The 12,090-nt window shown below is 62.1% G+C and carries 9 protein-coding genes; 1 reads left to right on the plus strand and 8 read right to left on the minus strand.

Annotated elements, in window-relative coordinates:
• Positions 1–125: 125 nt before the first annotated feature.
• From GJ668_RS06310 to GJ668_RS06320, 3 genes are all read right to left on the minus strand, one after another.
• Positions 126–1,172, minus strand: coding sequence for a cytochrome-c peroxidase (locus GJ668_RS06310; RefSeq protein ID WP_155449299.1), 1,047 nt, complete (start codon positions 1,170–1,172; stop codon positions 126–128).
• Positions 1,173–1,199: 27 nt separating this feature from the next.
• Entirely contained in the window at positions 1,200–1,919 is a 720-nt protein-coding gene (locus GJ668_RS06315) for a Crp/Fnr family transcriptional regulator (protein WP_155449300.1), read from the minus strand.
• Positions 1,920–2,018: 99 nt separating this feature from the next.
• The gene (locus GJ668_RS06320) at positions 2,019–3,032 is read right to left on the minus strand and encodes a class 1 fructose-bisphosphatase (protein WP_155449301.1); all 1,014 of its coding nucleotides are present in this window, start codon (positions 3,030–3,032) and stop codon (positions 2,019–2,021) included.
• Between the two features lie 238 nt (positions 3,033–3,270).
• Here GJ668_RS06320 and GJ668_RS06325 point away from each other — a divergent pair, with 238 nt between their 5' ends.
• Positions 3,271–5,427 (plus strand): putative bifunctional diguanylate cyclase/phosphodiesterase, encoded by a 2,157-nt coding sequence (locus GJ668_RS06325; protein WP_246194659.1) that lies wholly within the window; start codon positions 3,271–3,273, stop codon positions 5,425–5,427.
• A gap of 43 nt (positions 5,428–5,470) precedes the next feature.
• Here the strand turns inward: GJ668_RS06325 and flgL are convergent, their stop codons facing one another.
• The 5 genes from flgL to flgH all read right to left on the minus strand — a co-directional run bounded on the left by flgL (position 5,471) and on the right by flgH (position 12,020).
• Positions 5,471–6,748, minus strand: a complete 1,278-nt coding sequence (flgL, locus tag GJ668_RS06330; protein WP_155449302.1) for a flagellar hook-associated protein FlgL — start codon at positions 6,746–6,748, stop codon at positions 5,471–5,473.
• Positions 6,749–6,772: 24 nt separating this feature from the next.
• On the minus strand, positions 6,773–8,935 hold the full coding sequence (gene flgK / locus GJ668_RS06335; RefSeq protein ID WP_155449303.1) for a flagellar hook-associated protein FlgK: 2,163 nt from the start codon (positions 8,933–8,935) through the stop codon (positions 6,773–6,775).
• Between the two features lie 78 nt (positions 8,936–9,013).
• Positions 9,014–10,138 (minus strand): flagellar assembly peptidoglycan hydrolase FlgJ, encoded by a 1,125-nt coding sequence (flgJ, locus tag GJ668_RS06340; protein ID WP_155449304.1) that lies wholly within the window; start codon positions 10,136–10,138, stop codon positions 9,014–9,016.
• A gap of 7 nt (positions 10,139–10,145) precedes the next feature.
• The gene (locus GJ668_RS06345) at positions 10,146–11,267 is read right to left on the minus strand and encodes a flagellar basal body P-ring protein FlgI (protein ID WP_425482476.1); all 1,122 of its coding nucleotides are present in this window, start codon (positions 11,265–11,267) and stop codon (positions 10,146–10,148) included.
• Positions 11,268–11,324: 57 nt separating this feature from the next.
• Positions 11,325–12,020 carry a flagellar basal body L-ring protein FlgH gene (gene flgH, locus GJ668_RS06350; RefSeq protein ID WP_155449306.1) on the minus strand — a complete coding sequence of 232 codons (696 nt, stop codon included), beginning with the start codon at positions 12,018–12,020 and terminating at the stop codon, positions 11,325–11,327.
• Positions 12,021–12,090 lie beyond the last annotated feature (70 nt).

Raw genomic sequence — 12,090 nt, forward strand, 5'->3', positions numbered from 1 at the left:
GGCACTGGCACCAGGGATCGCGTCCGCCGACGAACAGATCCCCTTCGGTCTTGCTGCACTCGCTCAGATGGATACAGCGTCGTCCATCCCAACGGGGATGGACTCGTTGCTTATGGCGTATCGCCTCAGAGTTGCGGACGCGGTGTGGCGGCGGTCTCAACCGGCAGTTCCGGATACAGGATCTGGGGTGCCACGCCGGTAAGCGACGTGAGGAAGGCGACGATCCGGCCTGCCTCCTCGTCGCTGAGTTCGGTGCCGAGCTGCGCCGTGCCCATCACGCCCACCGCCTGCTTGAGATCCCAGACCTGACCGGAGTGGAAATAAGGTGCGGTCAGCGCGACGTTGCGCAAGGGTGCGGCGCGGAAGACGTATTCATCCGAAGCCGAGTGCGTGACCTCGAAGCGACCCTTGTCCGCCGGCGGCAGGATGTCGGCCCCAGGGCGCTTGATGAGTCCAAAGGGGAAATAGTTCTGTCCACCGACGTTGACGCCGTTGTGACAGGCCGTGCAGCCACGATCGACGAACAGTGCCAGTCCGTCTTTCTGCTCAGCGGTCATCGCGGTGTCAGCCCCCGTCATGAAGCGGTCGAAGGGCGCACCAGGCGTGACCAGCTTGACCTCGAAGGCTTCGATCGCTTTGACGACGTTCTCGAAATTGACGGGATCCTCCTCGCCGGGGAAAACGTCGCTGAACCAGGCCACATACTCCGGCAGGCTCTTGAGCGTGGCTACGACCTGCTCGGGCTTGTTGGCCATCTCGACCCCGGCCTGGATCGGTCCCTTGGCTTGTTCCTTGAGGTCGGCCGCGCGTCCATCCCAGAACTGTGCCCGGTTGAAAACCGCGTTGTAGACGGTCGGCGCATTACGCGGTCCCTTCTGCCAGCCGTGACCGACCGAGGTCGGCAGATTGTCGTCACCGCCCATCCCGAGGTTGTGGCAGGTGTTGCAACTGATAAGCCCGCTGGCCGACAGACGCGGCTCGAAGAACAGCTTCTTGCCGAGCTGGACCTTCTCGGGGGTGACCGGATTGCCGGCCGGATCGGGTGCCGTCGCCGGCAGCGGGGCCAGTCCGGCCCGCGCGGCCTTCTCGCGCAGTGCCTGGTCGTCGGCCAGAGCGCTGCCCGACAGCAGCAGTGCCAGTGAAATGACGGTTGTCAGGGGCGAGCGTTTCATGCAGGAACTCCTTTGCTTGTGCTGAATTCAGGGCCGCTGCGACCCCAGGGTACCGATCGAAACGGGTCCGGGTTCGAGCGCGTCGGTCAACTCGGCGATCTCCGAAAGTGCACGCGGGTCGAGCACGTTCACCAGGCTGCCGTCCATGCGGATGATACCCTGCTCGCTGAGCGATTTGATGACACGCGAGAAGGTCTCGGGCTGTACCGACAGACGCGAGGCCAGCACTCCCTTGCGCACATCGAGTTCGAGTGACGGCGCCCCCGACGGCAGACGCGAGGCGAGATAGCGGGCGACACGACTGGTCGCGGTGTGCAGGGTCAGGTCATCGATCTCGCCAATGAGACCGCGCAAACGCTGGCTCAACGCGCCGAGTAGCACGAAGCAGGTTTCGACCGATTCGCGCAGCATGGCGGCGAAATCCGACGCATCGATGGCGATCAGCTCGGAATCGGCCAGCGCCGCCGAGCAGACCGGATAGCGGGGGGCATTGAGAAACATCAGCGCCTCGGCAAAGGTCTGGCCGGGGCTGACGATCTCGATCACCTTTTCAGCACCCTCGGGCGAGAGGCGGAACAGCCGCATCTGGCCCGAGAGCAGTAAATAGAAGCGGGTAGCCGGGTCGCCCTGATTGAAGAGCAGTTGCTCGGCGTTCAGTTTGACGCGGCTCGCGTGCCGAGCGACCCGTTGGAGCTGGGCCGCTTCGAGACGCGAGAGCAACGGCGCACGACGCAGTTCATCGATCATGCAAGCGGTTTCCCATCACTGGTGTGTCTGGATGACGCTGATCGGACAACCAAACCGCCCATGACGATCGACACCGGACGCCGCTCGCAGACCCTCGTCTCAATCCTGCTGATGATAACTCAGGATGCGCTCGACCTCGTTCTTGGAGCCGAGGATGACGGGCACGCGCTGATGCAGGGATTCGGGCTGGAGTTCGAGAATGCGCTCGGTGCCGGTGATCGAGCCGCCGCCGGCCTGCTCGACGATGAACGACATCGGATTGGCCTCATAGAGCAGACGCAGCTTGCCGCCTTGTCCCTTGGCCTGCATCTTCGAGTCCATGGGATACATGAAGACGCCGCCACGGGTCAGGATGCGGTGCACCTCAGCGACCATGGAGGCGATCCAGCGCATGTTGAAGTCCTCGCCGCGCGACCCCTCCTTGCCGTCCAGGCACTCCTGCACATAGCGCTTGACCGGCGGTTCCCAGAACCGCATGTTGGAGGCGTTGATCGCAAACTCACGGGTGTCGGCCGGGATCTGCATCCTGGGGTGAGTGAGGATGAACTCGCCGATGTTTTGATCGAGCGTGAAGCCGTTGACGCCATTGCCGGTGGTCAGGACCATCATGGTCGAGGGGCCGTAGAGGGCATAGCCGGCCGCGACCTGCTGGGTGCCGGCCTGGAGAAAATCGCGCTCGGTGGCCTCCTCGCCGCCACCCGGACAGCGCAGGATCGAGAAGATGGTGCCGACCGAGACATTGACGTCGATGTTGGAGGAGCCATCGAGTGGGTCGAAGGTCAGCAGATACTTGCCGCGCGGATACTTGGTGGGGATGGGATAGATCTCGTCCATCTCCTCGGAGGCCATGGCCGCCAGATGTCCGGCCCATTCGTTGGACTTGATGAAGACCTCATTGGAAAGCACATCGAGCTTCTTCTGAGTCTCGCCCTGGACATTCTCGGTTTCAGCGCTGCCCAGGACGCCGACCAGGGCGCCGTGGTTGACCATGTGGCTGATGACCTTACAGGCCGTGACCACATCGTTGAGCAGCGAGGTGAAATCACCGGTAGCGCCGGCGATGTGGCGCTGCTCCTCGATGATGAATTGGGTCAGGGTGGTGCCGTTGTGCATACTGCTCCTCGTCTCGAAATTCAATCTGAAGTATTGTTTTGTCGGCTGTGCAGTATAAGGCCCTTAGCGGCCAGACAGAAACCCAAGCGTGCGTCTCAAGGAACAGCGAGCGTATGGCAGATGCATGTGTGTACTTTCCGATGCGATCCATAGGGATATACTTGAGCTCTCGTCCTGAGTGAACGCAACAGCGGCACAATCGCTCCATCTCTTGCCATCGGTACCTCGACTCGAATCCATGCCAGTGTATGCCGCGATGCCCGATCATGACGAAACCCGCTCACCAGACGATTCGCTTGGTCTCGACGTTCAACCCACGGACGCGCGAGGTTTGGCGCATTACGCCAATATCGTTGCGGCCCTGCCCGATCGCATCGCCCTGGTCGATCGCAGCGGTCGACTGCTGACTGCCAACGTCGCCTTTCTCCAGTCCATTGGTCGCCAGCTGGATGACGCCATCGGCCAGCCCTTCATGAGTCTGTGTGGCGAGAGTCCGCTCACGACCCTGCTCTACCACCATCTCAGCGCCTGTCTCGATCAGGCGCAAACCATCGTCGAGGACTGGCTCGAAACCCGTGAGCACGATGAGCCGCGCCAGCATGAAGTCCGACTGCTCCCCTGTCGTGACGCCCAGGGAGAACTCGTCACCGGCATCGTCATCGAGGTGCGTGACGTAAGCGCCATTCGCGATGTCGAGCGCCGTCTGCTGCAATCGGCCGCCGTCTATGCGGCAACCTCCGAGGGCGTCCTGATTACCGACCCGGCGGGGATCGTGGTCGCCGTCAACACCGCCTTCACTCAGATCACCGGGTATGCCGAATCCGAGATCCTGGGACAGAAACCAAGCCTGCTCAACGCCCAATGGCATAGCCAAGGCTTCTTTATCAGCCTGTGGCGGCGCCTGCTCAGACAGGGAGCCTGGCAGGGCGAGATCTGGAACCGGCGCAAAAATGGCGAGATTTACCGCCAGCGCCTGACCATCCGGCGCGTGCTCGATCAGCGTGGTCGCCTGGTCAATTTCGTCGGTCTGTTCGCCGAACGCACGGCCTCCCCGGAGACACCGCGCTTGGCCGAGCATCTGATTCATTACGATGCCCTGACCAAGTTGCCCAACCACCTGCTGTTCGAGTCACGTCTGGAGCATGCCATCGAACTCGGTCGGCGTAAGGAATCGCTCCTGGCGCTCTTTATCGTCGATCTGGACCATTTTTCGCACATCAATTCCAGTCTCGGCTATCAGATCGGTGATGATCTGTTGCGTACCATCGGACTCAAGCTGCGCGAGACGATCCGCCCTTCAGATACCCTGGCACGCTTGCGCGCCGATCAATTCGCGCTGCTGTTCGAGGATATCGAGGACAGCGACGAGGTGCCCCAGATCGCCAACCGGCTCAAAACGCTGATGAGCAAGCCGATCTGGATTCGTGGCCATCAATTGCATGTCAGTTTCAGCGCCGGCATTGCCCTGAGCACCGAACTGCTGGAGGATCGCCGGGCACTCCTGACCAATGCCGAATCGGCCTTGAGGCAGGTCAAGCGCCGGGGTGGCAATGGGTTCCAGATCCTGTCGAGCGCACCGGAGCAGGTCGCGCGCGAGCACCTGCAACTGTTGGCGCGACTGCGTGCGGCGCTCGGTACATCTGAAATCCAGCTCCAGTACCGTCCGAGCATGGACATGAGCACGGATGGCCTCGATGCGGTTGCGGTGTCAATGCATTGGGAGCTGCCTGAACTGGGCCTGATCACACAGGAGCGGCTGCTGGCGCTGGCCGAGGAGAGTGGTTTGATCCTGGAACTGGGCGACTGGGTGCTCACCCAGGCCTGCCGGCAGGTCCAGGACTGGATCGACCGTGGGCTGACGATCAAACGGCTGGCCATTGAGATCAGCGAGGCGCAACTCACGCGCGGTGATCTGGCGCGCACCCTGGCCCAACGTCTGGAGGATTATCCAGCCGTTGCCACGCGCCTGGATCTGGAGTTCAGCGAGCGACTCCTCGTCAAGCACCGCGAACAGATCGCCGAGGTCTTTCAGGGGTTGAACGAACTGGGCATCGGCATCTGTCTGAGCGAGGTCGGTATCGGATGGACCGCGCCGGCCTTACTGCAACGACTGCCGATCCGTGGGCTTAAAATCCATTCGAGTTTCATCGAGGCGCTGCCCAATGCCCATCACGAGCTAGCCGTGGTCGAGGCGCTGATCGCCATGGCGCAAGCCCTGGGGTTAGAGATCAGCGCCGATGGCGTGCGCACCAAGGATCAGCAATATCAGCTGCTCAGCATCGGCTGTCTGAAGGCACAAGGGGATCTGTTCGGCGAGCCGCTGAGCGCGGCCCAGTTCGAGTCCTGGCTCAATCCACCGCCGGCACTGAAACAGCCCGCGCCGCTCAGTAATTGAGCCGGCTGGACGGGCCGATGTCCAGCCATCAGGCCCACTGGTTTTAGAGGAAATCGAACAGCGAGAGCCGGCTGGTCTGGGTGTAGGTCTGCTGGGCGGCCTGGAGCACGGTTTGCTGGAGCTGAAAACGGCTGATCGCCTCGGCGTAGTCGAGATCCTGAATATCGGACAGGGTGCTGTTGAGATCCACCAGTCGCTCGTCGTTGAGTTCGGTCTGGGTGTCGACCGTATCGAGCCGCAGACCGACCGAGGTCCGAACCTCGTTGATACGGTCCAGACCTGAGTCGAGGTTGCGCAGGGCCATGCTGGTGGCCTGCGACAGGCTCTCGCGGGTCGTATCGTCGGTGGCGGGCGTCTCGAAAGCGGTGGCGATGTCATCGAGCGTCTTGAAGATACTGACCTGGGTGATAGGGCGCGAGTAGATCTCGTCGCCATCAGCCGGCTCGGTCGGCGGCGTGGTGTTCGGAACCGTCAGGGTGACACGCCGGCCCGCAAAATCGATCGGCTGGTTGGCGACATAGGGACCACCGATGAGTGCGCCATTCTGGTCCTTGACCGAATTGCCATCGAGGTCGAGCACCTTGTACATCAGGGTTCCGCCGTCGTCTTCGAAGCGGATACGGAACGTCTGGCCGGCGCTGTTCAGGGACCGTTGTAGATCAGCGACCTCGGTTTTGAGTTCGACCCCAGGCGTGCCATTGAGACTGTTGCCGGGCGCCAACACTGACTCGGTCAGCAGACCGCTGCGCTCCGGGATGTTCATGAAGACATGAGCGCCAGTGTCCCCGGTGGCGATACGGCGGTTGCTGGTGATGTCGACCTCGCGGACAGACCCCGGCCCCTCGGCGCCGACATAGGTGATCTGCCCCTCATCGCCGACGACAAACGGTTGGCGCTGCGAGCGCGTACCGGCGAAAAGATACTCGCCATTGGCATCCTCGCTGTTGCCCAGATCGAGGATGTCCTCGCGTAGCTGGCGAATCTCGCTGGCAATGATCTTGCGGTTCTCGGGGTTATAGGTGTCGTTATTGCCCGCGACCACCAGTTCGCGCACGCGCTGCATGGCATTACCCAGGGCGACGAGTTGCGACTCTTCATATTCGAGCTTGGGCTTGGCGTAGTCGGTGTTGCGCTGATACTGCTCGGTGGTCTTGATAGCGGCCTTGAACTGCACCGATTGCGTGGCTCCGCCCGGATCATCGGCGGGCGTCAGGATGCGTCGGCCCGTGGCCAGCTGCAGGCCGGTCTTGTTGAGCTTCGACTGCGCGCCCTGCATGGCCGAAAGACCCGACTGAAAGATCTGGCTGGTTGAGATTCTCATCGGCTCACATCCTCCAAGTGCGCCTTAGCGACGCACTGCATTGAGCAGGGTATCGAACATGGTACTGGAGGTCGCGATCACCTGAGCGGCGGCCTGATAGGCTTGCTGGAAGCGCATCATGTTCGCCGCCTCCTCGTCGAGATTAACTCCCGAGAGTGCCTCGCGTTGCTGCTGCGCCGATTCCAGCAAAGCCTCGCTCGAATCACGGCTGATCTGAGCACGACGCGTCTGGGTTCCGACGTCGGCGAGCAAGGTGTTGTAGCCGCCCTGGAGAGTGGTTTTCCCTTCGATGAGACGCTCACCCTGGATACCGGCCATCTCCAGCATATTACGGTTGTCGCCCGGACGATCCTTGCTGAGTTCGACCGTAAACAGATCACCCGCTGCCGGCGTGCCTTGAAGATCCATCTCCCATCCTGGACCTGTGATGGTGGTAACCGGCGGTTGAGTCGTCGCAACCGGGAAGTTGTCGACCTGGATATCGATCACCGTACCCGTGCCATTACTGGGCGTGCCCTGGACCTTCAGCTCCCAGCCATTGGCCTGGATGGTGGTGGTTCCTGTCGGGTCGAGCGCGAAGCGCTCCTCACCGACCACGAACTGACTCTTGGCCGTGTCGAAGGTCACGGACACGGGCGTCGACAGATCGGCGTTCTCGGCGTCGAGTACGCGGAAAGACTCAACCTTGGCCGATCCGGCATCCGTGCCATAGCTCGGCGTCAGCAGATCGAAGCCGTCTCCCGTCGCGTTGCCCACCACGGCGGCGGGCAGATAGGTCTCCGGCGTGGCGGGATTGGCTGGATCACTGCTCATGCGCAGGTCGACGGGTCGAGCATCGCCCGTGTTGCTCGTCTCGGCCAAGGCACCCGAGATCGCGGCGATCTTGGCCGGATCGGTCATGGCCATCTTCAGGTTCGTGGCAGCGAAACGAGTCGGCTGGATCAACCAGGCATCACCACTGGTCGCGCCGGCGAGATCTGTAGTATCGATGCTCAAGCCATCGGCAAGCAGGATGTTCGAGTCGGTCGCATCCGTGTCATAGGGGACAGACGTATTTTCGGGCAGGCGTAGCAATTGAAATCCGCTGTCGGTTTGACGCAGCCGATAGTCGCTGGGGGGGAGCTGGCCGACATCCTCAATCGTTACGTCCGGCATAGCGTTGACGCTATTGCCGATGGCTGACCTGACCATGACGTTCGGCAACTCGAAGATGTCAGTGCCCAGTTCCCCGTTCAGATCCAGGCCAAGCCGGTTCTGTTCGTTGAATCGGGTTGCCAGGTTCAGCGCGGTGAGACCCAACTCGTTCTGCGCCTTGTCGAGCAGATTGGTCCGGGTCTCCAGTAGACCACCGACCTCACCGCCAGTCACGAAACGGGTGATATTGATCGGCTGGCTGTTGCTTGCCGTCGTTGTCCTCAGACCGATATCCCAATTGACGGGATCGCCGGACAGATTCGAGAAGGTCAGTTCGCTGGCATTACCACCGAGCACCAGCGCCTGCCCATTGCCAATGAAGACACTGACGGAGCCATCGTCCTGCGTGCTGAGCGAGACGTCGACCTTTTCGGCCAGATTTCTCAGAACGGTGTCACGCCGATCGAGCAGGTCGTTGGGCGGAGATCCGGCCGTGGATCGAGTAGCGATCTGTTTGTTGAGATCGGCGACGGATTTGGCGTATTGATTGATCTCCTCAATGGAGGTTCCAATCTGCCCATTGACCAGACTGCGCTGTTCGGAAAGCCGTTCATTGATCGACTCGAAACGCCCCTCCAGTGTCTCAGACTCGTTGAGCATCACCATGCGCGCCGGAAGCGCCGTTGGGTCGCTGGCGACGTCCTGCACGGAGGCAAAGAAGTTCTCGAGCGTCGGTGCCAGCCCGGTGCTTTGATCCGCCAGCAGGTTATCGATGCGCTCGGCGAAGTCCGCACGCGTCGTGGCATTGGCATTGGTGCTCAGACTGGTGCGCAGTTGCGCATCAATCCACTCGTCCTGGAGCCGCCGAATGCCGGAGATCTGGACTCCCTGTCCCACATAACCCGGACCCAGCCGCTGTGGATTGTTGGTCGTCAGTTCGACCCGCTGACGGCTGTAACCCTCGGTGGCTGCATTGGCGATGTTGTGGCTGGTCGTCGCCAGGGCGCGCTGGAAGGCCAGCAGACCGGTGACGCCGGTTCCCAAGACGCTCATGGCTTCACCCCGTTCGTCGTTGATTCATGATGGCTCTGCCGTGGTTCCGATACGCCAAGATCGGCTGGAGCGCCTGGCTCAGCCCTTTGCTGGGGTATCGGCTTGGGCGGCGGAAACTTGAGTCTCGCTCTTGGTCTGTGGTGTGGCCGGTGACTCGATAGCGGCACCGATCGCCAGCACCCGGTCGCGAATACCCAGGATCTTGTTAGCATAGCGCGGATCCGTGGCATAGCCGGCCTTTTGCAGACCACGAATGAACTCCTCGCCGGTGCGGCTATTGAGTGCCTCGCCATAGCGCGGATTGCGCTTGAGGAAGGCGACATAGTCGACAAAGGAGTCAGCCGGGGTCTCATAGGCGCGAAATTTGGCTTGCTCGCGCTGCGCCACACCGTTGCGGTATTCCAGCGTGCCCACGCCGACGCTGTCGCCCTTCCAGCTCCGATCGGCCTTGATGCCAAAGAGATTGAAGCTGCTATTCCCATTGGCACGGCGCGGGATGTGTTTGCCCCAGCCGGTTTCCAGTGCGCTCTGCGCCAAGAGCACGCTGGTATCCATGCCCAGGATCTCGGCGGCCTGCTCGGCATAGGGTTTGAGATAGGCGACGAACTCCTCGGCATTGCGCGGCGGCCAGCGTCCTCCGCCGCTGACCAGGGTCGAGCGGCCGACACGGGCTCCCGTGGTCGTCGTCGCACTCGTCGTCGCGGCGCCGGCGGATGTCTCGGACGGATTCGCCACCGCGTCCACGGGCTTGGAGTCGGTCTTCTCGACCGCCGCCTCGATCTGGCGCCGCTTGAAGCTCTTGAGCAACGGGTTGCGCTCTGGAACCGTCAGCGTGGCCGGATCGCGCTCGGCGCGTCCCTCGTTGCTCAATTCGGGCGCCAGCTGACGCAACAGCGCCTTGCGGATACCCAGTCCATCGCCCTCGCTCAGGACGGTGGCGATCTGCTGATCGTAGAGATCCTGATAGAGCTGGGTTTGGGCCGAGTCGAAGAGTCCTCCGCCGAGAGTGGTCGAACGCATCTGTTTGAGCATCTGCCCGACCAGGAGCGATTCGAAGGCACGCGCGGCCGCTTCCAGCCCCTCGGCACCACCGTCACGCGCGACTCGCGAGAGTCCCTGATAGGCGTTCGGGTCCGCAACCAGTCCAGCCGTCGACGGCTGACTCGAACCCAAACCCAGTGATGAGGCGCTGCTGGAGAGCATGTCCGGCTCAGATCACGACCAGTTCGGCACGCAGGGCACCGGCCTCACGCAGGGCCTCCAGGATGGCGACCAGATCGCCGGGCGCGGCGCCGACCTCGTTGACCGCCTCGACGATGTCGCCGAGCGCGGTTCCGGGCTCGAAGAGAAACATGCGATTTTGATCCTGTGCAACCTCGACATTGCTCTGAGGGCCGACAAGCGCACCCGGTGTGGCGACGGCTGGATTCTCGCTGATGGTGACCGTGAGATTACCGTGCGAGATGGCTGCTGGACGCACGGTCACGCCCGCGCCCATGACCACGGTGCCCGTGCGCGCGTTGATGACGACCCGCGCCGGCGGCTCAGCGGCTTCGAGCGTGAGGTTTTCGAGCATGGAAACGAAGGTCACGCGCTGATTCGGGTCACGAGGGGCACGCACCTGGATCGAGGAACCGTCAAGTGCCCGGGCGAGTTCATCGCCGAAGCTGGCATTGATGACATCGGCCATGCGGTAAGCGGTGGTGAAATCGGGACGGCGCAGATTGAGCGTCAGATGATCGCCCTGCGTGAAGCTGGTTGGCACCTCGCGCTCGACCGTAGCGCCGTTGGGGATACGCCCAACACTGGGTATGTTGACCGTGATGCGGCTGCCGTCGGCGCCGCCGCCCCCAAAGCCACCGACGGTGAGATTGCCCTGGGCGATAGCATAGAGCTGACCATCGGCCCCCTTGAGCGGCGTCATCAGCAGGGTGCCGCCGCGCAGACTCTTGGCGTTGCCGAGCGATGAGACGGTGATGTCCATGCGCTGACCCGGCTTGGCGAAGGGTGGCAGGTCGGCCGTGATCATGACGGCCGCCATGTTCTTGGTCTGGGGGTTGACGCCCTCGGGCAGGGTCACGCCCAATTGGTTGAGCATGTTTTTGAGACTCTGGGTGCTGAAGGGTGCCTGGGTCGTCTGATCGCCCGTGCCATCCAGCCCCACCACCAGACCATAGCCGAGCAATTGGTTATCACGCACGCCGGCGATGGTCGCGAGATCCTTGATTCGCTCCACGCCACCCGCGTTCCAGTTGCCGAAACGATTGAGATCGGATGTCTCGGCTTCGTTTCCGGCCAGGGTCACGTTCATGGTGAGCAGGGAGCCAGCCATCAAGAGAACTAGGCTCGTGCGTGTCAGTCGGCTGTTCATCGAAATCCCCTGTATTCGTCAAATGGGCCAAATCGGGGTGTTGAAGAAGCGCGTCAACCAGCCCGGTGTATTGCTGTCCCGCAGGACGCCCGTGCCGCCGTAATAGAGCTGAGCATTGGCGATCTGGGTCGAATTGACCTTGTTGTCTCGCGTGATGTCGACCGGACGCACGATGCCGCGCAGACGCACATACTCGTTGCCCTGATTGATGCCGAGCCATTTCTCGCCCTGGATGATTAAATTGCCGTTCGGCAGTACTTCGGCGACCGTGACCGTGATCTCGCCGCTGAACTGGTTACTCTGGCTGGAGTCGCCCGAACCGTCGAAGGTGCGTCCGGCTTCGCCGGTGAGACCGACTAATTTGGTCTCACCGTCGAGCAGACTCTGACCGGCGATCGTAATGTTGCCGAAGTCCATATCGGCGCTCGAATCCTTGGAGGTCGAGGTGGCCGACGATTTCTTGGCGTTGGTCTTCTCGTTGAGGACCACGGTCACCAGATCCCCGACACGATGGGCTTTGTTATCCTCGAACAGCGCCGAGCCCAGGGTGGGCTGAAAGATGGCTCCATTGTTCAACGCCGCCGGACGCGGCTCAAGCGGCGCGGCCGGCTGGTACTCGGGCGAGTCGCCCGGCTTGGGCGGGTTGAGCGTGGCACAGCCGGACAGCGTGAAAGCGGCCAACAAGGCGCTCAGGACTTTCGATCCAGGGTTCATGATGACTGACGACTCCTAACCTTGGGACTCGCTCCACTCGGCACCTAGCCTGAGTGCTCGTCGAAGGCGC

It is taken from the genome of Allochromatium palmeri (assembly GCF_009720725.1).
GTDB classification, from domain to species: domain Bacteria; phylum Pseudomonadota; class Gammaproteobacteria; order Chromatiales; family Chromatiaceae; genus Thermochromatium; species Thermochromatium palmeri.